19 protein-coding genes and 1 other annotated feature are annotated in these 22,329 nt (G+C 61.8%); of the genes, 14 read left to right on the forward strand and 5 right to left on the reverse strand.

What is annotated here, in order from left to right; all coding sequences use genetic code 11:
* Positions 1-16 precede the first annotated feature (16 nt).
* The 5 genes from IIY41_RS09475 (at position 17) to IIY41_RS09495 (ending at position 5,745) form a co-directional block, all read left to right on the forward strand.
* Positions 17-1,363 (forward strand): MATE family efflux transporter, encoded by a 1,347-nt coding sequence (locus tag IIY41_RS09475; protein ID WP_058723490.1) that lies wholly within the window; start codon positions 17-19, stop codon positions 1,361-1,363.
* Between the two features lie 59 nt (positions 1,364-1,422).
* Positions 1,423-1,678 (forward strand) — a binding site (T-box leader).
* A gap of 78 nt (positions 1,679-1,756) precedes the next feature.
* Entirely contained in the window at positions 1,757-2,497 is a 741-nt protein-coding gene (locus tag IIY41_RS09480; RefSeq protein WP_009323938.1) for a methionine ABC transporter ATP-binding protein, read from the forward strand.
* 5 nt (positions 2,498-2,502) lie between these two features.
* The gene (locus IIY41_RS09485) at positions 2,503-3,171 is read left to right on the forward strand and encodes a methionine ABC transporter permease (RefSeq protein WP_009323940.1); all 669 of its coding nucleotides are present in this window, start codon (positions 2,503-2,505) and stop codon (positions 3,169-3,171) included.
* Positions 3,172-3,256: 85 nt separating this feature from the next.
* On the forward strand, positions 3,257-4,087 hold the full coding sequence (locus IIY41_RS09490) for a MetQ/NlpA family ABC transporter substrate-binding protein (protein ID WP_055080242.1): 831 nt from the start codon (positions 3,257-3,259) through the stop codon (positions 4,085-4,087).
* Positions 4,088-4,383: 296 nt separating this feature from the next.
* Positions 4,384-5,745, forward strand: a complete 1,362-nt coding sequence (locus tag IIY41_RS09495; protein ID WP_050005214.1) for an MATE family efflux transporter — start codon at positions 4,384-4,386, stop codon at positions 5,743-5,745.
* Between the two features lie 106 nt (positions 5,746-5,851).
* Here IIY41_RS09495 and IIY41_RS09500 read toward each other — a convergent pair whose 3' ends face one another.
* The 5 genes from IIY41_RS09500 to IIY41_RS09520 all read right to left on the reverse strand — a co-directional run bounded on the left by IIY41_RS09500 (position 5,852) and on the right by IIY41_RS09520 (position 13,091).
* The gene (locus IIY41_RS09500; RefSeq protein ID WP_287400499.1) at positions 5,852-6,637 is read right to left on the reverse strand and encodes a TatD family hydrolase; all 786 of its coding nucleotides are present in this window, start codon (positions 6,635-6,637) and stop codon (positions 5,852-5,854) included.
* 99 nt (positions 6,638-6,736) lie between these two features.
* A complete protein-coding gene (gene metG, locus IIY41_RS09505; RefSeq protein ID WP_009323948.1) occupies positions 6,737-8,713 on the reverse strand; it encodes a methionine--tRNA ligase in 1,977 nt (658 codons plus the stop codon).
* 482 nt (positions 8,714-9,195) lie between these two features.
* Complete coding sequence (gene asnB / locus IIY41_RS09510; RefSeq protein WP_256290982.1) at positions 9,196-11,034, reverse strand: asparagine synthase (glutamine-hydrolyzing); 1,839 nt, start codon at positions 11,032-11,034, stop codon at positions 9,196-9,198.
* A 68-nt stretch (positions 11,035-11,102) separates the two neighbouring features.
* On the reverse strand, positions 11,103-11,819 hold the full coding sequence (gene cuyB / locus IIY41_RS09515; protein ID WP_050005172.1) for a cysteate racemase: 717 nt from the start codon (positions 11,817-11,819) through the stop codon (positions 11,103-11,105).
* A 42-nt stretch (positions 11,820-11,861) separates the two neighbouring features.
* The gene (locus IIY41_RS09520; protein ID WP_205457071.1) at positions 11,862-13,091 is read right to left on the reverse strand and encodes a carboxylate--amine ligase; all 1,230 of its coding nucleotides are present in this window, start codon (positions 13,089-13,091) and stop codon (positions 11,862-11,864) included.
* A gap of 253 nt (positions 13,092-13,344) precedes the next feature.
* Between IIY41_RS09520 and rpe the strand changes: the two genes are divergently transcribed.
* The 9 genes from rpe to IIY41_RS09565 all read left to right on the forward strand — a co-directional run bounded on the left by rpe (position 13,345) and on the right by IIY41_RS09565 (position 22,265).
* Positions 13,345-13,998: a ribulose-phosphate 3-epimerase gene (gene rpe, locus IIY41_RS09525; protein WP_050005174.1), complete on the forward strand. Its 654-nt coding sequence runs from the start codon at positions 13,345-13,347 to the stop codon at positions 13,996-13,998.
* 110 nt (positions 13,999-14,108) lie between these two features.
* Positions 14,109-15,098, forward strand: a complete 990-nt coding sequence (locus IIY41_RS09530; RefSeq protein ID WP_154522232.1) for an RnfABCDGE type electron transport complex subunit D — start codon at positions 14,109-14,111, stop codon at positions 15,096-15,098.
* Positions 15,095-15,754: an Rnf-Nqr domain containing protein gene (locus tag IIY41_RS09535; protein WP_009323960.1), complete on the forward strand. Its 660-nt coding sequence runs from the start codon at positions 15,095-15,097 to the stop codon at positions 15,752-15,754. Before IIY41_RS09530 ends, IIY41_RS09535 begins: the two co-directional genes overlap by 4 nt.
* Positions 15,751-16,362, forward strand: coding sequence for an Rnf-Nqr domain containing protein (locus IIY41_RS09540; RefSeq protein ID WP_009323962.1), 612 nt, complete (start codon positions 15,751-15,753; stop codon positions 16,360-16,362). Before IIY41_RS09535 ends, IIY41_RS09540 begins: the two co-directional genes overlap by 4 nt.
* A 173-nt stretch (positions 16,363-16,535) precedes the next feature.
* Entirely contained in the window at positions 16,536-16,967 is a 432-nt protein-coding gene (locus tag IIY41_RS09545) for a GNAT family N-acetyltransferase (RefSeq protein ID WP_009323963.1), read from the forward strand.
* Positions 16,968-17,031: 64 nt separating this feature from the next.
* Positions 17,032-18,009 (forward strand): tRNA 5-(aminomethyl)-2-thiouridylate-methyltransferase MnmM, encoded by a 978-nt coding sequence (gene mnmM, locus IIY41_RS09550; RefSeq protein ID WP_082052173.1) that lies wholly within the window; start codon positions 17,032-17,034, stop codon positions 18,007-18,009.
* Between the two features lie 145 nt (positions 18,010-18,154).
* On the forward strand, positions 18,155-19,483 hold the full coding sequence (locus IIY41_RS09555; protein WP_154522235.1) for a S1C family serine protease: 1,329 nt from the start codon (positions 18,155-18,157) through the stop codon (positions 19,481-19,483).
* Positions 19,484-19,676: 193 nt separating this feature from the next.
* Positions 19,677-20,888 carry an AfsR/SARP family transcriptional regulator gene (locus IIY41_RS09560; protein ID WP_119980538.1) on the forward strand — a complete coding sequence of 404 codons (1,212 nt, stop codon included), beginning with the start codon at positions 19,677-19,679 and terminating at the stop codon, positions 20,886-20,888.
* 360 nt (positions 20,889-21,248) lie between these two features.
* The gene (locus IIY41_RS09565; RefSeq protein WP_055080234.1) at positions 21,249-22,265 is read left to right on the forward strand and encodes a nucleoid-associated protein; all 1,017 of its coding nucleotides are present in this window, start codon (positions 21,249-21,251) and stop codon (positions 22,263-22,265) included.
* Positions 22,266-22,329 lie beyond the last annotated feature (64 nt).

A 22,329-nucleotide genomic window follows, 5' to 3' on the forward strand; every position in this document is an offset into this window, starting at 1 on the left:
GGGAAAGCATGTCAAAGTGGAAAAGGAATATCTGATCCGGCAGGCCCCGGCAAAGGCGCTGCTCGCGTTTTCAACGCCTATGATCATCGGCAATCTGTTCCAGCAGCTTTACACGATGACGGATTCTGTTATTGTGGGCCAGGCTGTGGGTGAAAGCGCGTTGGCGGCCGTGGGGGCTTCCTATGCTCTGACGAATGTGTTCATCTCCATCGCCATCGGCGGCGGGGTGGGCGCGTCCGTTCTCACCAGCCAAGCCTTCGGGCGGCGGGACTATCACAGGATGAAGCGCTTTATCTCCACGGCGCTGTTCACATTTCTGGCCGTGAGCCTGCTGCTGGGCGGGTTCGGGCTTGCCTTCAGCGGGCAGATCATGGCATGGCTGCGTACGCCCGCGTCCATTCTGGACGATGCGGCGGTCTATCTCAATATTTATTTTCTGGGCCTGCCCTTTTTGTTTATGTACAATGTGCTCTCAGCCATGTTTAACGCGCTGGGGCGTTCCAAAGTGCCGCTGTACCTGTTGATTTTTTCTTCGGTGCTGAATGTGGGGCTGGACCTGTATCTGGTGCTGACGCTGAAGATGGGCGTGGCGGGCGTCGCATGGGCAACGCTCATTGCCCAGGGAGTATCCGCCGTGGCTGCTTTCCTGTTGTTTGCGCGGGAGCTGCGGGCCTACGATGCCCCGTCGGCCGTGTGCTTCGATGTGCGGGAACTGAAAAACATGGCCCGCGTGGCGCTGCCGTCCGTTTTTCAGCAATCCACGGTGTCCATCGGCATGATGCTGGTACAGTCCGTGGTGAACAGCTTCGGCGCCGAGACGCTGGCGGGTTATTCCGCGGCCATGCGTATCGAGAGCATCTGCACCGTGCCCATGGCGGCGGTGGGCAACGCGATGTCTTCCTACACCGCGCAGAACATCGGCGCGGGGGAGTACAGCCGTGTGCGCAGGGGATACCGGGCGTGCTATGGCATTTTGGCCGCGTTCGCGCTGGTGATCTTCGCGGCGCTTCAGTGCTTTTCGCAGCAGCTCATTGCGCTGTTCCTCAACGCGGAAAGCTCACGCCTCGCGCTGGAGACCGGAACGTCCTGCATTCGTTTCCTGGGGTGGTTCTATATCCTCATCGGCCTGAAAATGGCCACGGACGGCGTGCTGCGCGGCGCGGGAGACATGGGCGCGTTTACCGCAGCAAATCTTGTCAACCTGACGCTGCGCGTGGTTCTGGCGGCAGTGCTGGCGCCCCGGCTGGGCATCCGGATGGTATGGTATGCGGTGCCTGTGGGCTGGGCGGCCAATTACCTTATCTCGTTTTTGCGTTACCGAACGGGCCGCTGGCGGGAGCGCGGCGCAGGGCTGCTGGCCTGACCGCGGCAGAAAAATTTGCTTGACAGCCGCGAAAACTTGTGTATAATATGGAATATACGCAAAAAACGATGACGAGAAGAGTAAGCTGCGCAGGCTTTTTCAGAGAGTTCCCGGTCGGTGGAAGGGAGCAAAGCGGGCATAGCTGAACATGGCCTCTGAGTTGCGTGCGCGAGCCCTTGGCAAGCGCATGACGGGCGCACCCGTTACAGTGCCGCGCTGTAACCCGTTTCATCCGCGGGCGCAGCGGCTGAGGCTTTTTCCGTGAGGAAAGAGCGAAACAAGGTGGTACCGCGAGCATTTCTGCCCGTCCTTGGAACGTAAGTTCCGGGGACGGGCTTTTTGTTTGCTCCGCCGCAGAGCGGTGCACAGGGGAAAAGAAAAGGAGAATCGGTTTTGATCACGATATCGCATCTGACGAAGATCTTTGAGGGGAAGGGCCCGCGCGTGACGGCGCTGGAGGATGTGAACCTGGAGATCGGCAAAGGAGACATCTACGGCATCATCGGCATGTCGGGCGCGGGAAAATCCACGCTGCTGCGCTGTTTGACGCTGCTGGAGCGCCCCACCTCCGGGCAGATCATGCTCGCCGGGCAGGACATCGCTTCCCTTTCCGGCGCGCAGCTGCGCGCGGCGCGCCGGGGCATGGGCGTGGTGTTCCAGGGTTACAATCTGCTGATGCAGAAGACCGTGGCCGAAAACGTTGCCTTCCCCCTCCGGCTGGAGAAGGGATACGACAGGGCGGCGGTGCAGGCCCGGGTGGCGGAGCTTTTGGCCATTGTCGGCCTGGAGGACCGCGCGGGCGCGTACCCGGCCCAGCTTTCCGGCGGGCAAAAGCAGCGCGTGGCCATCGCCCGCGCGCTGGCCACACAGCCCGAGATGCTGCTGTGTGATGAGCCCACCAGTGCGTTGGACCCGCTTACGACGAAGTCCATGCTGGCCCTGCTGACGGATATCAACAAAAAGCTGGGCGTCACCATCATCATCATCACCCACGAGCTTTCGGTGGTACAGGCCATCTGTTCCCATGTGGCCGTCATCAGTGAGGGGCGTCTGGCAGAGTCTGGCGCGGTGGCGGATGTGTTCGGCAGCCCGCGCAGCGCTGTGACAAAGCTGCTGCTGGGCAGAGAGGAGTAAATACAATGGCGGAGTTTTTCAACGAATACGGCGCGCTGCTGTGGGAGGGCACGCTGGAAACCTTATATATGACGCTGTTTGCCACGCTGTTTGCATATGTGCTGGGCCTGCCCATGGGCGTGCTGCTCACAGTGACGAAGGCGGGCGGGGTGGCCCCTGCGCCGCGTTTCAACGCGGTGTTCGGATGGCTGGTGAACCTTCTGCGCAGCCTGCCGTTCATCATTTTGATGTTTTTCATCATTCCGTTTACACGGCTGCTGGTGGGTACGTCCATCGGCGCCACGGCAGCGCTGGTGCCGCTCACGCTTTCGGCCGCCCCGTTCATTGCGCGCATGGTGGAGCAGAGCCTGGAGGAAATCGACACAGGCGTCATCGAAGCTGCCCAGTGCATGGGCGCCACCAGGTGGCAGATCGTCACGCGGGTGCTGCTGGTGGAAAGCGTGCCCAGCCTGCTGCGGGGGCTGTCCATCAGCCTTATCACCATTTTGGGCTATACGGCCATCACCGGCAGCGTGGGCGCGGGGGGCCTGGGCAACCTGGCGTTCCGCTTCGGCTATCAGCGGTACCAGAAACCCGTCATGTACGCCACCGTGCTGCTGCTGATCCTGCTGGTGTGCGTCATCCAGATCATTTTTGATCTTGCCGCCCGCAAAGCGGACAAGCGCACGCGCTGAACAGGGCGCCTCCGGCTTCGGCAAACACGCCGTTTGCGGCGGTTTGAGATATATTGGAAAAACAGTTGAGGGAAGGAAGTTTGTTATGAAAAAATTTTTGGCATTGGTATTGGCGCTGGTACTGGCGCTGAGCCTGGCGGCCTGCTCCGGCGGCGCCGGCTATCAGATCGGCATCCCGGCGGACGCCACCAATGGCGGCCGCGCCCTGCTCCTGCTGCAGGACCTGGGCATCCTTACGCTGAAGGAGGGCGTGGGCCTGGAGGCAACCGAACAGGACATCGTTGAAAATCCGCACAATGTCACCATCAAGGCGATGGAGGCGGCAAACCTGCCCGCCAGCCTGCCGGACTTGGATTTCGCCGTCATCAACGGCAACTACGCCTCCGGCGCGGGCATTGGGGATAAGGTGCTCACGACAGAGGACGCGGAATCCGTGGCGGCGCAGACCTACGGCAATGTCGTTGCGGTGAAGGAAGGCCGGGAAAACGACCCCGCCGTGCAGGCTCTGGTGGCCGTGCTGATGAGCGGGGACGTGCAGGCATGGATTGAGGAGAGCTACAACGGCGTTGTGATGCCCATGGGCGCACAGGAGCTGGATATTCCCGAGATTGCGGAGCCTGTGACGCTGAAGGTGGGCGCGTCGCCCAGCCCTCACGCGGAAATCCTGGAGCATGTGAAGCCCCTCCTGGCCGAGCACAATGTGGAGCTGGACATTGTGGAATTTGACGATTACGTCATGCCCAACACCGGTGTGGAAGACGGCTCGCTGGACGCCAACTACTTCCAGCACCAGCCGTATCTGGACGATTTCAATGCCGAGCAGAGCACGCATATCGTCAGCGTGGCCACCGTGCACTACGAGCCGATGGGCATTTATCCGGGCAAGACCGCAAGCCTGGACGTATTCGGCAAATAAGTTCTTTTCGCGCGCACCTTTTGGGTGCGCGCATTTTTTGCGCGAAAGTGCGCGGTGTTTTCCGCAAGCTTCGCAATCAAAAAACACTGCAGACAGCTGTTTGCGCGCTTGCAATTTTTGCGCGCCGGGTGCAAAATAGAGGACATGGGTTTACACGGGCTTTACAATCACCGCCCGCGGCCCGAGGGAAAGAAAGCATGGCCGAAAAAGGCCTGCGGCTGTTTTAAATGAAGCGGACATCCGGCGGTCTCTCCGGGGACGGCGGCGCTGCCCGCGGCGCACAAAAAGGGGAAACTATGGCACAAAAAACATTCGCGCGCCCGCTGATGTTTACGCGTCAGGCGCTTTGGAGGCTGATCCTGCCTTTGGTGCTGGAGCAGCTTTTGCTTGTGACGGTGGGTATGGCCGATACGGTGATGGTCTCCACGGTGGGCGAGGCGGCGGTCTCGGGCATTTCTCTTGTGGACCAGGTGAACGTCCTGCTCATTCAGATATTTGCCGCGCTGGCCACGGGCGGCGCCGTGGTGGCAAGCCAGTATCTGGGCCGGCGGGACAGGGAAAATGCCTGCCGCTCCGCCAAGCAGCTGGTATACGCCACCTTCGGCATGGCGGTTGCCATCGGCGCGCTGGTGCTGGTGCTCAACCGGCACATCCTTCGACTGGTGTTCGGCAATGTGGAGCCGGACGTAATGCAGGCCGCCGAGACATATTTCTGGCTTTCGGCGCTGTCATACCCGATGCTGGCGCTGTACAACGCGGGGGCGGCGCTGTTCCGCAGCATGGGCAACAGCCGCATTTCGCTGTTCGCATCTCTTATCATGAACGTTATCAACATCGGCGGCAACGCGCTGCTCATCTATGGTCTGAACTGGGGCGTGGCGGGCGCGGCCACAGCCACGCTGGCATCCCGCACAGTGGCGGGCCTGATGATGATGCTGCTGCTGCGCAACCGGGACAACCCCATCTTTCTGGAGCGCCTGTTCCACCCGGAATGGAACGGCGGCATCCTCAAAAGCATCCTGCGCGTGGGCGTGCCAAACGGGCTGGAAAACGGCATGTTCCAGATCGGTAAGCTACTGGTGGCGGGGCTCATCACCACCTTCGGCACGTCGGCTATCGCGGCCAATGCCATCTGCAACAATGTCGGTTCTATGTCCAACATTCCCGGCTCGGCCATCGGCCTGGCGATGATCACTGTGGTGGGCCAGTGCGTGGGCGCAAAAGACTATCAGCAGGCGCGGCATTATACGAAAACCCTTTTGGCGGCGGCCTATGTGAGCATGGGCCTGCTGAATATCGCGCTGTTCCTGCTGGCGCCGTACCTGGTGGGCTTTTACGCCATGCCGCAGACGACCACGGACCTTGCGCTTTCTGTGCTGCAGGTGAACTGCGTTGTGACGGTGCTTATCTGGCCGTCCTCGTTCACACTACCCAACGCGCTGCGCGCGGCGGGCGACGCCAGGTTCACGATGGTGACGAGCATGGTGTCCATGTGGGTGTTCCGCATCGGCATGTCCTATGTGCTGGGCGCGTGGCTGGGCATGGGCTTGTTCGGCGTCTGGACGGCCATGCAGATCGACTGGGCCGTGCGTTCACTGGTGTTCGGCGTGCGTTTTCTGGGCCATAAATGGGAAAAGGCGCGGGTCCTCGAAGGATGAGTGCCCCGCGGCCGGCATTGTGAAAATAAGCTCCCGCCTTACCGTTTTCAAGATGGTAAGGCGGGAGCTTTCTGCTTTTGAGCGGCAGACCGGTGTGCGGGGCCGTTTATACGCCCAGCAGCGCGCGGGCGTTCTGTTCTGTTATACGCAGCACTTCCTCCAAAGGCACCTGCTTGATGTCCGCCACTTTCTGGGCGGTGAAGCGGATCATGCCCGAATGGCATTCTTTTCCCCGGAACGGTTCCGGCGCCATGTAGGGGCAGTCCGTTTCCAGCACGATATTTTCCAGGCTGAGCGCAGCCACCGCCTCCACGGCGCGGCGCGCATTTTTAAATGTAAGCGCTCCTCCGAAGCCCAGCAGCATGCCCTGCCGGGCGATCCACAGCGCGTCGTCGGCGCTGCCGGAAAATGCGTGCAGAATGCCCCTGGGCCGGTACCTTTTCAAAAGCGCGTAGGTTTCGGCATGGGCTTCGCGGTCATGCACAAGAATGGGCAGGCTGTGCTCCTTTGCTGCGGCGAGCTCTGCTTCAAACAGCGCCAGCTGGGCGTCCTCCGGCACGGGCCAATGGTGATCCAGCCCGCATTCTCCAACCGCCACGACCCGGGGATCGCCGTACAACGGTTCAATGGCCGCCAGCTCGGCGCGCCAGTCGCCATGGAATTCATATACCGTGGAGGCGTCGTCCTCGATGAGGCTCTCCGGATGGACGCCGGCAGCGGCCCAGACCCAGGGCCGCGTTTCAGCCAGCGCCAGAGCGGCGCGGCTGGTGGCAAGGTCTACTCCGCATTCCACCACGCCGCATACGCCCTGTGCGGGCAGACTGTCCAGCACTTCGTCCCGGTGCCCGTCGAACCGGTGGCTCGTGTAATGTGCATGGGTATCGAATATCATGGTATCCCTCCGTTCAAAAACGCCCCGGAAGCCTCCGGGGCGCATGTGTATTCTGAAACCCGTTTAAAGTTTCTTTGCGGACTTTCTTTTCAAAGAAAGTTAATGGATGCGCATGCCCGTGGGTACGTCGTCGGGGAAGAACACCACGGACGCACCGCCGTCGGCAGTGTCTGCGGCCATCACCATTCCCTCGGAAACGTATTTGCCGCCCATCATGGGGCGCGGCGCAAGGTTGGCCACGATGCCCACTTTTTTTCCGGCCAGATCCTCCGGCTTGTACCATTTGGCGATGCCGGAAAGGATGGTGCGTTCACGTTCGCCGTCGAACACCGTCAGCTTGAGTAGCTTTTTGCTTTCTTTCATGTTTTCGCAGGCCGTCACCTGGCCCACCAGCATTTCCACACGGCAGAATGTTTCAAAATCCACCTCCGGCTCGTGCCGGATGGGCTCGGCCGCAGGCTCCGGTTTTGCGGGAGCCGGAGCGGGCGCGGCGGCAGCCTTCGCGGCCTCCTGGGCGGCGGCCAGCTCCGCCAGTTCCTTCGCGGCGTCGATGCGGGGGAACAGCGCCTCGCCCTTGTGCACGGTAAACGGCTCGGGCAGGCCGCCGAACCGGCCCAGCGTCTCAAAGCGCATGCTCTCGGCCGTCAGCCCAAGCTGCTGCGCCATTTTGGGCGTGGTGTTGGGCAAAAACGGCGTAAGCAGCACGGCTGCCACACGCAGTACTTCGCACAGATTGTACAGCACTGCGGCAAGGCGGGGCAGGTTGGCCTCGTCCTTCGCCAGCACCCAGGGCGCCGTTTCGTCAATGTATTTGTTGGCACGCTGGATGACCCTGAAAATCTCCGCCAGCGCGTTCGGCACCTGCAGAACGTCCATGCATGCCGTTACCTTCGCGGGCAGGGCCTCCACCATGGCGGCCAGCTCGTCATCCAGCGGCTCGGCTTTGCGCTGGGCGGGCAGAGTGCCGCCGAAATATTTTTCGATCATCGCCACACTGCGGGAGAGCAGGTTGCCCAGGTCATTGGCGAGATCGGCGTTGATACGGTTGATAAGCGCCTCATTGGAGAAGATACCGTCGTTGCCGAACGGGATCTCACGCAGGAGGAAATAGCGCAGCGCGTCCACGCCGTAGCGGTCGCACAGGACCACGGGGTCCACCACATTGCCCTTGGATTTGCTCATCTTGCCGCCGTCCAGCAGCACCCAGCCGTGGCCGAACACGCGCTTGGGCAGGGGAAGATCCAGCGCCATCAGCATGGCGGGCCACAGGATGGTGTGGAACCGCAGGATCTCCTTACCCACGATGTGCAGGTCCGCGGGCCAGAATTTGTCGTAATCGTGATATGTTTCATTGCCGTAGCCCAGAGCCGTGATGTAGTTGGAAAGCGCGTCCACCCAGACGTACATGGTGTGCTTGGGGTCGAACGGGACGGGAATGCCCCACTTCACGCTGGTGCGGGAAACGCAGGTGTCCTGCAGACCCTGGTTGATGAAAGCGATCATCTCGTTTTTGCGCGTTTCAGGCTGAATGAAATCCGGATGCTCTTCATACAGCTTCAGCAGGCGGTCCGCATATTTCCCGGTTTTGAAGAAATAGGCTTCTTCCTCGGCCTCGTACACGGGGCCGCCGCAGTCCGGGCATTTGCCGTCCACAAGCTGGCTGTCTGTCCAGAAGCTTTCGCAAGGCTTACAGTAATGCCCTTTGTAAACGCCTTTGTAGATATCGCCCTGCTCGTAAAGCCGGGTGAAAATTTTTTGGCAGCTCTCCACATGGTAATCGTCGGTGGTGCGGATGAATCGGTCGTTGGAAATGTCCATCAGTTTCCACAGCTCTTTGATGCCGGCGACGATCTCATCCACATATTCCTTCGGCGTCACACCTTTGGCCGCGGCCTTGTCCTCAATTTTCTGCCCGTGCTCATCGGTGCCCGTCAGATACATCACATCATAGCCCTGCATGCGCTTATACCGCGCGATGGCGTCGCAGATGACGGTGGTGTAGCTGTGGCCGATGTGCAGCTTGTCGCTGGGGTAGTAGATCGGTGTGGTGATGTAGAAGGTCTTTTTATTTTCCATAGGTACCAGTCCCTTTCGGGGCGCGCGAATGAAACGCGCCCTTTTTATTTTGGGCCGCGCGGGCGGCCGGAAAAACGGAAGATGCCGCGGCGCTTAAACGCCCGGCGTTTCGGCGGCGCAGGCGTCCGCCGTATTTCGCCTTTTGCGGGAGACACGGGCCGCCTGTGCCCGAGGCCGCATACCGGCCGCGCGTCGGTCTGCCTGCCCGGCGCATCCGGATGGTTCCGCCGCCCGGCATGACACAAAGCGGCAGCCGCTGCAAAGCCCGCCGGGCAGATGCCCGGCCGCGTGCGGCAAAATATGCGCCCAGCCTGCGAGCAGCATCCGGACCGCGCCGCCCACGACAGCCAGCGTGCAGGGCGGTGGAGCCCGGCGGCCTGCGGCATGCCGGAAAACAGCGGCAAAATGAACGCTGGCCCCGCCGCCGCGCGCACCAGAAGCCGGGCGCTTCGGGCCAGAAACTTTTTGCTTTCGCTTCCGCGTTATTTCTCATCCACAAAGAAGCGCTTGTACCAAACCAGAAACGTAAATACCGTCCAGATCTTGCGCTGGTTGTTGACGCGCTCGTGGAAATGGTCGTCCAGCAGCTTCATCAGCGCGTCCGGCTTGAAGAATACGGCTGCGTAATCGCTGGTGAAATATTCCTTCACGATGTTGTAGTATTTTTCCTCCCGCAGCCAGTAGCGGATGGGCACCGGGAAGCCCTTTTTCGGGCGGTTTGCCCACTCGTCCGGCAGCGTTTTATTGGCCGCGTGGCGCATCACGATCTTCGTGTCCGTGCCCTGGATGCGGTAATCCACGGGTACCGTTTCGGCGAATTCCAGCACCTTTTTGTCCAGGAACGGCACGCGCAGCTCCAGGCTGTGGGCCATGCACATTTTGTCCGCTTTCAGCAGAATGTCCCCGGGCAGCCACATGTTCATGTCCAGATACTGCTTCTTCGTCACTTCATCCTGTCCTTTGACACGGGCGTAGAACGGCGCGGCCAGCTCATGAGCCAGCGGCCCGTTGTCGTAAGCGGGCTGCAGCACGGCGCTGGCCTCGTCCTCCGGGAATACAAGCGCCTGGCCGAAGAAGTAGTCCTCGGGGCGCTCGGAGCATTTGAGCAGGAAGTTTTTGCCCTTGAAATAAGGCAGCTTTTTGGCGGCAGCCGCCGCCGCGCGGCGCACGCCAAGCGGCAGACGCTTAAATTTTTCCATGGCAGGCGTGTCGGCATACCACTCGTACCCGGCGAAGATCTCATCCGCGCCTTCGCCCGAGAGAACCACCGTCACTTCCTCCCGGGCCAGCTGCGCCAGGAAGTACAGCGGCACGCTGGACGGGTTCGACTGCGGCTCGTCCATGTGGTACTGGATGTCCGGGAAAGCGTCGAAGCATTCGTCCGCCGTGATGAGCTTGCGGCGGTTGCGGATGCCAAGGTTGTCCGAAAGCTCGGCCGCGTAGTTCGTCTCGTTGAATTTGTTGTAATCAAAGCCCACGCTGAACGTGGTGTCCGGCATCAGCACAGCGGCAATGTAGCTGGAATCCACGCCGCCGGAGAGGAAAGAGCCGACCTTTACGTCCGCAATGCGGTGGGCGGCCACGGATTCGTGCACCACTTCGTCCAGCTTGTCCGCGCAGGCTTCAAAGTTCTGCGGCTGCGGGTCGAATTCGCAGTCCCAGAAGCGGCGCACGTCCATCTTGCCGTTCTCATACACAAAATAGTGGGCCGCGGGCAGCTTGTACACGCCCTTGAAGAAGGTTTCCTCTGTGGCGGAATACTGCAGCGTCAGATAGGGGCGCAGCGCATTCTCGTTGACGGCCTTGACGAATTTGGGATGCTCGAGAAAGGCCTTGATTTCGCTGCCGAACACCAGCCCCGAGCCGTCCGGGACGGGGTAATAGTAAAACGGCTTGATGCCGAAAATGTCCCGCGCGCCGAACATACGCTTGTTTTTGGCGTCCCACAGCACGAACGCAAACATGCCGCGCAGGCGATAGATCAGCTCCGTGCCGTATTCCTCGTAGCCGTGGATAAGCACCTCGGTGTCGGCGCCACAGTGGAACGTGTGGCCTTTGGCCTCAAGCTCCCGCCTCAACTCCATAAAATTGTAGATCTCGCCGTTGAATACAACGACCACGCTTTTGTCCTCGTTGGCCATGGGCTGTGCGCCTGCGTCGGACAGGTCCAGGATGGACAGGCGCCGGAACCCCAGCGCGATGCCATCGTCTGTGTACATGCCGCCCATGTCCGGGCCGCGGTGGACGATACGGTCCATCATTTTCTGCAAGATTACCTCTTTGTTATCAAGATTGCCGGAAAAGCCGATAAATCCACACATTCAGGTGTTACCTCCTGTTTGCCGCGGAGCAGGGCCGCGGTGCAAATAATGGCGGCGTTGGCCGCGCTTCAGTCGAAGCCGATGGGCGTTTTGCCGAACGCGAGGATCGCGTTTCTGGCAAGCACCTCCATGGAGTCCAGATAAAAAGCGCCCAGCCCCTCGTCGCGTTTGATGAGCGAAAGCTCGGTGCAGCCCAGGATGGCGCGGTCGCACCCTTGCGCGCGCAGTGAGGCCGCGGCCCGCTCAAACGCGTCCATATTTGCGGGCCGGCCCTGCTTGATGTCTCCGTAAATAATATCCATCACGGCAGCCTGCGCGGCATCGTCCGGCACGGCGCAGGGCAGGCCGTGCTTTTCGCACATGCGCTGGTAGGTGCGGGTGCGCACCGTGCCTGTGGTGGCCAGGATGCCCACACGGGCGCTGCCGCCCGCCTTCGCGGCCAGCACGGTCTCCTCCACCATGTTCAGGATGGGGATGGGGATGGTTTCGTTGAGCCTGTCGTAAAAATAGTGGGCGGTGTTGCAGGGGATGGCGATGACATCCGCGCCGAACGTGACAAGCCGCGCCGCGTCCGCGGCCATGATGTCGAAGGGGTTCTCCGCGCTTTGGCCCAGAATATAGCTGGTGCGGTCCGGCGTGGTGGCGCGGCTGTTGATGATGACGTCGATGTGGTCTTGGTCGCGCGCGGCCTGGGTATGGCGCGTGAGCATCTCGTAAAAATAAACAGTGGCCATAGGGCCAAGCCCGCCGAGGATGCCCAACACCTTGGGCAATGCCTGTTCCATACAGGAGCCTCCTTTCCCATGCGGTGCGCCCGGAGCGCAGCTCTATTTGTAATAGGTCTTGAATTTCTTGAAATAGCGCTGCATGTGCACCAGATAATAGGCGAAGCGTCTGGGATTCCAGCGCAGGTCGTACCCGCAGCCAAAGCTGGTGGTCTCCCGGCCCTCGCGCACAAGGCGGCGGGCCTTTTCCACAAAGGCGGGGTCTTTGACGTATTTGTACACCACGGCACGGGGCACGCTGTGCCAGAAGGTCTCTTTTTCATTCATCACACAGGGGCCGAGGTCGCTGCCAAGCACGCGGTCTTCCACCACATAGCGGGCGATGTTGAGCCCCGCACCCGTCACGTAATAATTGCTGCGGCCCTGTCGGAGATTGATCTCAAACACGCGGTAGCTGCCGTCCCGGCTGTCGTATTTAATGTCAAAATTGGCAAAACCCGTGTAACCGACGTCCTCCAGGAACGCTTTCAGTTTTGTCATCAGCGGCTCATTGTATTCGGTGATGATGGCCGCGTGATTGCCCAGCGCCTTGGGCGTGTGCTCCTCCAGGCCCACATGGCCCAGGCACATCATCTTCACGCTGTTGTTTTTATCGCAGTAGGCTGTCAGCACATGCATGAAGCTGTCGTCGCCGGGAATTCTGTCCTGCAAAATGACAATGTCCGGGTAGCCCGCGCCGTAGATTTGCGCGAGAATGGCCGAGGCCTCCTCCGGCGTGGCGGCGGTATACACTTTCTTCATGCCGTCGAAGGGGTGCTTCCAGTACAAAATGCTGCTGGAGGGCTTTACGATTACAGGGTACGCGAAGCCCAGCGCTTCGGGCGACAGGGCGGCGGCGTCCATGGGGCCTTCGGCGCAGAAGGTTTTGGGGTAGGGGATGCCGTACTCGTCGCACAGAGCGTAAAAATCCGCCTTGGAAACCAGCTTGTCCCGCAGCTCCGGCGTGATGTAAGGCGCGATGCAGTTCGCGGGCAGCTTGTCCCGGACGTCCATGAGCAGGCTGGCGTAATCGTCGGTACAACCCATGACGATGAGCGTTTTGTCCGCGTGTGCGGCGGCGAAATCCGTTACCGTGCGCAGCAGTGTGTCCGCGCTGTCGATGTCCGGCACGGCGGTGAAGCGGACCAGGCGGGAATACATGGTATCGCCCATGGCCCAGCGGCCAAAGGCGTAAGAACGCACGCCGTAGGCCTCATGGAAAGCGCGCGCCAGCGTGTAGCAGTTCATATCCGCGCCGATGAGCACGGGCAGGATGGTTTCGGAAACAGGCATCAAAAGGCTCCTTTGAACCCGGTGACCCGGGCAGATATATACTACTTTATTATATGCACAAACGGGGGCTTGTCAAGGCGAAGGAGCAGGGCGCGGACGCCTGTGGCGTCCGTGCCGGCAGGCGTTTATAAAGCAGTATCGCCCGTTTGCGCCGCCTCATTTGCTTTTTCGGCTGAAATGAGGTAAAATATCAATACTTATTGCTTTGTCTCTGTCCGAGGGCCGGGCGGAAGACAGGCCGACGAGGTGCCGTATGATCAAACTTTCTCCTTCGATCCTGGCCGCGGACTTTGCGGAGCTGGGCCGCAGCTGTGAGGCCGTGATGGCCGCGGGTGCGGATATGCTGCATGTAGACGTGATGGACGGCGCGTTCGTGCCGAACATCAGCCTGGGCGTGCCGGTTCTGGCTGCTTTGGCAAAGCGCGTGCCGGCCTTTTACGATGTGCATCTGATGATCCGGCGCCCGCTGCAATATATAAAGCCGTTCTGCGCCGCCGGGGCGAACCTGCTGACGTTCCACATAGAGGCCGAAAGCCCTGTGGAACAGACCATCCAGGCCATCCACGACGAGGGCTGCAGGGCCGCGCTGTGCATCAAACCCGCCACGCCGCCCGAGGCCGTTTTCCCTTATCTGGACGCGCTGGAGATGGTGCTGGTGATGAGCGTGGAGCCGGGCTTCGGCGGGCAGAAGTTCATGCCCGCGGCGGTGGAAAAGATCGCGGCCATCCGCGCCGAGGCGCAGCGCCGTGGACTTTCGACGGACATCGAGGTGGACGGCGGCATTGACGCAGCCACCGCGCCGCTGTGTGCGGCTGCCGGGGCCAACGTGCTTGTGGCGGGCAGTGCCGTGTTCGGCGCAAAGGATCCCGCCGCCGCAATGTCGGCCATCCGCGCCGCGTGCGTATAGGCGGAAGCCTGGCTTTGTGCGGGCCGGCCCGGAAAGCCGGACGTCCGGAAGGAGCCTGCGTGCGGCCGCCGGCGGCCCCGTTTAACCCAAAACGAAAAGAGGCGACTTTTATGAGCCCTGAGACTGCGCTGCCCCTGCAGCCCCCCAGCGCCTATGAGGCGAACCGGGACATCGTGTTTATGACGCTGCCGCTGCTGGCACTGTCGACCTATTTTTACGGCGCGCGCCCTGCGGTGCTGTGCCTGACGGCGGCTTTCACGGCCATGCTGTGCGACCATCTGGTGGCCTGGCTGCGCCACCGTCCCTGCGACAAAACGGAAAACAGCAGCATCCCCTCTGCGCTGGTGCTGGTCCTGCTGCTGCCCGCCACCGTGCATTACTATGTGGTCGTCGTCAGTGTGGCGGTGGCCATCCTGCTGGGCAAGCACGCTTTCGGCGGGTACGGCCATTACCCGTTCAACCCCGCGGCTTTCGGCTATGCCGTCGCCGCCGTCAGCTGGCCGGGCGAGGTGTTTTTGTATCCCGTGCCGTTCACCACGATGAGCGTGCTGGACACCGGCAGCGCCATCGTGATGGAGAGCGTTTCCCACACGCTGCGCGCCGGAGGCGTGCCCAATGTGGATACGTTCGACCTCATCCTCGGCAATTATGCGGGGCCCATCGGCGCCACTTCGGTGCTCATCCTCGTGGCGTGCGCCATGTACCTGTGGATGCGCCGGGACATCACGCTGGGCATCCCTTTCGGTTTTCTGCTCTCCTGCGCGCTGGTGGCGTTTTTTTACCCGCGTGTGAACACGCTGGGGCTGGAGCTGCCCTGGCAGTATCTGGACATCCGCCTGCTCTCGCTCAAATACGAGATGCTCTCCGGCGCGCTTATTTTTGCGGCTGTGTTTCTGGTGAACGAGCCGGTGACGCGCCCGAAAAATACCCGCGCGCATTTTGTGTACGGCATGATCCTGGGCTTTATGACAATGATGTTCCGTTATTTCGGCTCGTATGACACGGGCGTGTGCTTTGCGGTGCTGGCGGTGAATGCACTGGCCGGCTACCTGGACCGCCTGTTCTCCCAGAAGATCTTCCGCAGGGAGGTGCGCTCATGAGCGAATTTATCGGCGAGACCCCGCGTCCCCACCGCGCGGATGTGGAAAAGCGCGCCCGGCGCGACCGTGTGTTTCTCAACAACCCGGTCATTATGCAGGGGCTTGGGCTCGCGCCGCTCATCGTGGCGGCTACCACGCTGAAAAACGGTGTGATGCTTTCGGTGGCGGTACTGCTGCTGCTCACACCTACGCGCGTTCTGGCGGCGCTGCTCAGCCGCTTTGCGTATTTCCGGTTCCGCGGGCTCACCTATGCGCTCACAGCTGCGGCCGTGTTCGTAGGCGTGCGGTATGTGATGGGCCTGCTGTACCCGGTGTCGGACCTGGCGCTGCTGGGCCTGTACCTGCCTTTGCTGGTGGCGGACCCCATCGTACTCAAACGGTATGAAAGGCCGCAGCGCGAGCGTGTGCGCACGGCGCTGCGCAAGGGCATCATCACCTCGCTGGGCTATATCCTGATGCTGCTGCTGATTTCCGGCCTGCGGGAATTTTTGGGCGCGGGCGCGCTGATGGGGACGCAGGTAATGAAAAACGCGCTCTTCCCCATGGCGCAGCTGCCCAGCGGCGGTTTTATCTTGCTGGCCCTGGTCATGTGCGTGTGGCGCGCCGCAGCTGCCAGCGTAAAACAACAAATGAGTCTGGGGGCGGAGCATCTATGATCGAAGTGCTGAAGGCCCTGAGCGTATTTTTTGCCTACGCGGTGATGGCGGTGTTTGCCCAGAACGCGGTGTTTACCCGCGCGTTGGGCGTATCCCGCCTTGTCAAGCTGGTGGACGACACCACTGTGGACTCCCTGACGTTCGGCGCGCTGCTGTGTGCTGTCCAGCTCATCAGCGCACCGCTTGGATACTTTGTCAACCTCTGGCTGGCTCAGTATCCATACCGCATGTATATCCGCCCGCTGGTGATGGTGCTGTGCAGCACGGTCGCGTTTTTTATCGTACTGCTGGTCGTGGTGGTGTTTTTTCGCCTGCACGGCGCGCGGGAGATTGTGGCGGTGCTGCCCATGGCCACATTCAATACCTGTATTCTGGGCACGCTGTTCATCAGCACCATCCAGAGCTTCAGCCTGGTGCAGACCATGGGCTTTGCACTGGGCAGCGGCGTGGGATATGTGCTGGCGGTGCAGGTGGTGACGGAGGGGCAGCGCAAGCTGCAGAGCGACGCGGTGCCGGCCACGTTCCGCGGGCTGCCCATCACGCTGCTGTATATCGGCATCCTGGCTCTGGCCATTTACGGCTTTACCGGCCATATGCTGGCATTTTGACCGCAGCTCCGGCTGCCTGCCGGGGAATGCTGCCGGGGGCCTGTGCGGCTTCTCCGGGCGCGTCCCTGCGGCGGAGGCCGGGGCTTTTTCCATGAGCGGCCCGCGCGCCGGCACAGCGGGCACGGCGGCGCGGCAGCGCCGCGGGAACGAACAGAAAAAGGGGGTCTGCGTTTATGATCCTGCGCAGCCTTTCCGCGCCCGACGCGGAAAAATTTTATACTCTGATGTGTACGGCGGCGGGCCGCGAGCTGCCCAGAGAGGCGTTCGCGCAGGCGCTGGCCCAAGCGCTGGAGCAGACTGGGCGGCGCATCGTGCTGGCCTTTGAGGGACCGGAGGCGGTGGGCTTTGCCGACACCGAAGTGCGTTTCCCTTTTTCGGAATGCGCGCCTGTGGGCGTCATCCATGAGTTTTATGTGCGGGAAGATGCGCGCGGCCGCAATGTGGGCAGCGCCATGCTGGTCTCGCTTACCACGCAGTTCAAGGCCGCAGGCTGTGTTTCCGTGCAGGCGTCCTGCGCCCGCGTCAACCTGAAAAGCCAGGAATTTTTGGAAAAGCGGGGCTTTGTAAAAACACGCCACGCCTTTTCCCGTCCGCTTCAGGGATAGGCGCCGCTGCTTTTTGCGTACACAGAAATGTGTATCAAGCCCGAAAGAAAAGGAGGCGTGCCGAATGCTGGAGGTGCGCGCTGCCCGCCACGGGGACGCTCCCGCGCTGGATGCGCTGGGCGCCGCGCCGGAGGCGGGTGTTTTTGTATTGGAAAAGAATGGGGCCGTCATCGGTGCGCTGACACTTCGGGCAGGGGAAATTTTCGGCTGCGCGGTCGCGCCGGAATGGCGCGGACGGGGCTATGGAACCTTCCTGCTGCGCCGGGCGCTGCGCGCCGCCGGGCCGGGGCCGGTTTATACTCAAACGCCGCCGGGCAATGCCGCGATGGAGGCGCTGCTGCGCCGGTGCGGGTTTCGCCCACAGGAGCAGGCATTGCCCGCCGCAGGGGAAGAGCCCGCCCGCGCGCGGGAAGCCGGCGCTGCTGCCGGCCCTTTGAGCCTCCCCCAAAAATGGGTGCGGGGCGCGCCGGACGGCGACGGCGAAAACGCGCTGGCCGTGGCCCACGCCTTTCTGCGGACGCATGTGCGGCCCGGCGCTTTCGCGCTGGACGCGACGGCGGGCAACGGCCATGACACACTGTTCCTGTGCCGTCTGGTGGGCGCTGCCGGACGTGTGCTGGCCTTTGACGTCCAGCCGCAGGCAGTGGAGAACACCAACGCCCGCCTGCGGGAGAACGGCTGCGGACAGGTAGGCCGCGCGGTGCTGGACAGCCACGCGAACCTGGCTGCCTATGCGGCTCCGGGCAGTGTGGACGCGGCGGTATTCAACCTGGGCTATCTGCCCGGCGGCGACCACGGAGTGTTCACCACGCCGGGCGTGAGCGTGCCGGCCATGCGCACGGCGCTGGAACTGCTGCGGCCGGGAGGTGTGATGACGGTATGCGTCTATTACGGCGGGCCGCAGGGCATGGCGGAAAAGGATGCGGTGCTGGCGTTTCTCACGGGTCTGCCGCCGGAAGGATACCGCGTGTCTGTGCGCGATTTTTCCGGCCGGCCGGGCTGTCCGCCCATCCCCGTTTGCATCGAAAAGCGGGCCTGGTGAACGGGCGGCGCGTTCCGTGTGACGCCGCGGCCTTTTTGTGCCGCGCGCCCATGGTTTCACCTTTTTTTCACACCCGTATGATAGTTCTTTCACACCCATGGCCTATACTGAAAGCAACATCAGGAAAGAAGGAGGATGTTGACTTATGAACAACAATTGGGAATTCGACTATTCCGAACTTTACAATAATAACAACCCCGGCAGAAATGCGCAGAACACGGCTGCACCGGAGACGGAATCGCCCTTGCAGGGCGCGCCCGGCCCCGCCGGAATGCCCGGAATGGGTGTGGGCGGCGCGCCGGTGCCGCCCCATGCGGCACAGAAAAAACGCGGCTGGGGCAAGCGCGTCGCCGCGGGAGCGGCCGCCGTGGTGTTCTGCGGCGCCGTGGGCTTCGGCGGCGGATATCTGGGCTACACCTTCGCCAAGGGCGGCTCCACAGGCCCCGTCATTTATCAGGCGCCCGCGGTCTCGTCCGGCACAGGCAGCGCCGCGGGCGGCACGGCCAACACAGCCGACGCGCTTTCCGTCACAGAAATCGCCAGCAAGGTAGGGCCCAGCGTGGTGGAGGTGACCACCGAGGCCGTTACCACCAACGCGTTCTTTGGTCAGTACGTCCAGAGCGGTGCGGGCAGCGGCGTCATCATCACCGAGGACGGCTACATCATCACGAACAACCATGTGGTGAGCGGCGCCAGCCAGGTGACGGTGCGCACGAGCGACGGCACCGAGTATCCCGCTACGGTCGTGGGCGCGGATTCCAAAACGGATATTGCCGTGCTGAAGATTGAAGCCACGGGCCTTACACCGGCGGTCGTAGGCGATTCCGACAGTCTGCAGGTAGGCGAATTCACTCTGGCAGTGGGCAACCCGTTGGGCGAGTTGGGCGGAACCGTGACGGACGGCATCATCTCCGCGCTGGACCGTGAGGTGACCGTGGAGAATCAGACCATGAACCTGCTGCAGACGAACGCGGCTGTCAGCCCCGGCAATTCCGGCGGCGGCCTGTTCAACGAGCGCGGCGAGCTGATCGGCATCGTCAACGCCAAGTCCAGCGGCCAGAATGCCGAAGGGCTGGGCTTCGCGATCCCTGTCAACACGGCCATTCAGGTGGCCGAGGAGCTTATCAACAATGGATATGTTACCGGCCGCCCGGCCATGGGCGTCACGGTGCTGAGCATCAACGACGCGCAGACAGCGTTCCAGTACGGTGTAAACCAGGCGGGCGTGTATGTGCAGAGCGTCAATGAGGGCGGAGCGGCCGACAAGGCCGGCCTGCAGCCCGGCGACCGCTTTGTGAGCATCGACGGCACGGCTGTCAATTCCACCAGCGATATCACGGGCATCATCGGCGAACACGCGGTGGGCGATACCATCGAGGTGCAGGTGGTGCGCGGTACGCAGATCGTTACAGCGAACGTCACGCTGGAGGAATCCACGCCGCAGGCAAGCAGCACCCAGCGTACGGAGGGCTGATGCCCGGCGCAGACCGAACCGAAAACGCGCCCCGGCACGGGCGCGCGGAGGAGCAGCATGCTTCCCCGCGCAGCCCCGCCGGGGCGTTTTGCCGTATTTTAAGTCAAAGCGGTAAAAATTTCATAGAATGTTTGACCTTTTGACGAAAATGCGGTACTATCAGAATGGATAGAAATTTGCCGGAGGTGGCCCGATGCTCCAGAAGATCGCCATAAAAATGCTGGGAGACTTTTCCGTCGTTGCCGACGGGCGCTGCGTGGTGGACGCCACAGCCAAGCTGACGAAGCCGTGGCAGCTGTTCTGTTACCTTGCGCTCAACCGGGAGCATGTCACTCCGTCCTCGGTGCTGCTGCAGGAGCTGTGGGGCGGCGAGGAGCTGGCGGACCCGGCCAACGTGCTGAAAAATACCGTTTATGCGCTGCGGCGGGAGCTGGCCGGGCCGGTCAAGCCCGCTGAAAGCCCCATCCTGTTCCGTGCGGGCGGTTATTGCCTGAACGGGCATATCAAGTGGAGCGTCGATACCGAGCGCTTTGAACAGCTGTGCGAAAAGGCCGAGCGCTGCACCGGCGGCAGCGAAGCAAAAATGGCAGCCTGGCGCAAAGCGGAGGGAGCGTTCCGGGGAGAACTGCTGCCCCAGCTGGCCGGTGAGGTGTGGGTGATGCGCGCGGCACGGGGCTTTACGCGCCGGTATCTTGTCAGCGCCCGCGCCCTGTGCGCCTGCCTTGCCGGGGAGAACGCCTACGGCGAGCTGCTGGACGTTGCCTCCCGCGCATCTGTGACGGACCCGCTGGACGAGGATATCGCGCTGTGGACGTTCCGTGCGCTGGACGCGCTGCACATGCAGCGGGCCATTGTGATCGCCTACAACAAGACGGCGCGCTATTTTGAAGAGGAGATGGGACGCCCGCTGTGCGCGGAGATCGGCTCCATTTACGCCGCGGCAGCCGAGGCTGTGAATAAGACCGAGCAGGATTTTGCGGCCATTCGGGACGAGCTGTCCGACGCGCTGCGCAGCCAGCGCAGCGACCGCGGTGCGTTTTACTGCAACTATGAGGTGTTCAAGCGCATGTACGCCATCGTGGCCCGTACCGCGCAGCGCGCGCGGCAGGTGGTGGCGCTGATGCTCATCACCGTTCAGGGGCCGGACGGCGGCCGTGCACCCGAGGGGGAAGCGCTGGCCGAGGCGATGGACGATTTGAAACTGGCGATCGCCGGCACGCTGCGCAAAAGCGACACCTTTACAAAATACAGCCGCAGCCAGTATGCGCTGCTGCTGCCCATGGAAAGCGCGGACGACATGGCTGTCGTGGAGCGCCGCCTTTCCGCCGCGTACGAAAGCGCGCGCACCCAGGCCGCCGCATTTCTGGAATTCCGCGGAACGGTCTTGGAGGAACTGTACGGCTGAACGTCGGTTCAAGAACAGGTCCCGCGTGACGCGTCCGCCTGTGGTTTGACCCAAATGTCACTGTATGTACCTCTGGTGCAGGAAGGTATCGGCTTTGCCCCCGACGGCTTGGCGCCAGGTGTATTTAAAACCCCGGCGATCCTCTTTGGATTGCCGGGGTTTTTTCGCGCACCGGGCATCCAAAATTGCCGGGGCATGTCCCTGGCGGCGAAGATTTGCCGCCGTCGCTTCGCGGCCGGACGGCTTATCCAAAGCCCATGGCGGATACCTTGAGAGATGTTTTCCTGCACGAAGGCACCTTTTCATACGCGGCATTTTTTAGTATAATAAAAGGGTTGCCAAAAGGAAAGGAACAGAGCTATGAACATCGAACTCATCAAGGCCATCCTCCACGTGCTGGACCCGGCCGTGGACGCGCCCATTTTATCCGAGGCCATCCTGCCGCCCTCCGAGGACGCGCTGCAATATCTGGCCGGCCACGCAGCCAAGTGCTTTGCCAGCGACGAGGCCAAGGCCTGCACGCTGGCGGACGATTCGCCCTTCCTGCCGCTCTTATGGAACATCGAGGATGATTTTGAAAAAAAGACGGCTGTCATTGCCGGAGACTGGTTCCGTGTGATGCAGGAAAATCCGGCCATCCCCGCGGGAGACGCGGCGTTTCTTCTGCTGGAGATCGACGGTGCGGAATATCTGGCCGCGCTGAAGCTGAATTACAAGCCCGGGTGGCTGCATTACTGCCGTATGGACGGCGGGCCCGCCGTCAATGAGGTAGTGCGCCAGGGCACGGTGCTGCCGGGCACGTCCGGTAAGGCGGACGAGGCGTTTTTTGTGGACCTGCGCACTAACGCCGTGCGCCTGCTGGAAAAAAAGTACGAGATAGACGGCCGCAAACAAACGTACCTGGGCAGCCGAATCCTAGGCTGTCGGGCAGGGTTGTCCCCGCGGGAGAAGCTTTCGGCCATCCAGGCGGTTGCGGGTGAGGTAAACCAGCAGTTCTACGGGAACACCGGCGTGGACGAGCCGGAGCTCGCCATGGCTGTGTGCGAGGAATTTTATGCGGCCCGCGCGGAGGAAAAATCCAGGGCGGGCAAGCCGGACCCCGTTCCCGTGCAGGCGATCTGCGACAAGCTGTACGGCGATATGCCCCACGCGCGGGAGGCTTTCACCAAAGCTCTGGCCGAGCATGATATCACGCTGGACGAGCCGCTGCCCCTTTCGGCCCCGGCGGTGCGCCGTATGGAAAAGCAGAGCCTGCGCAGCGCGGGCGGCGTTGAGATCAAGGTACCGGTGAATGTGTACCGGGACGAGAGCGCCCTGGAGTTCATCCGCAACCCGGACGGCTCCATGTCGCTGCTCATCAAAAACATCATCGTGTGACCTCTTTGACACGAGCGCCGCAAAAATGCGGCTTTTTTGGTCGTCCGCCTTGTTTTTTTGCGCG

Origin of the sequence: Ruthenibacterium sp., from assembly GCF_017421385.1 — a bacterium.
Classification (GTDB): Bacteria; Bacillota; Clostridia; order Oscillospirales; family Ruminococcaceae; genus Ruthenibacterium; species Ruthenibacterium lactatiformans.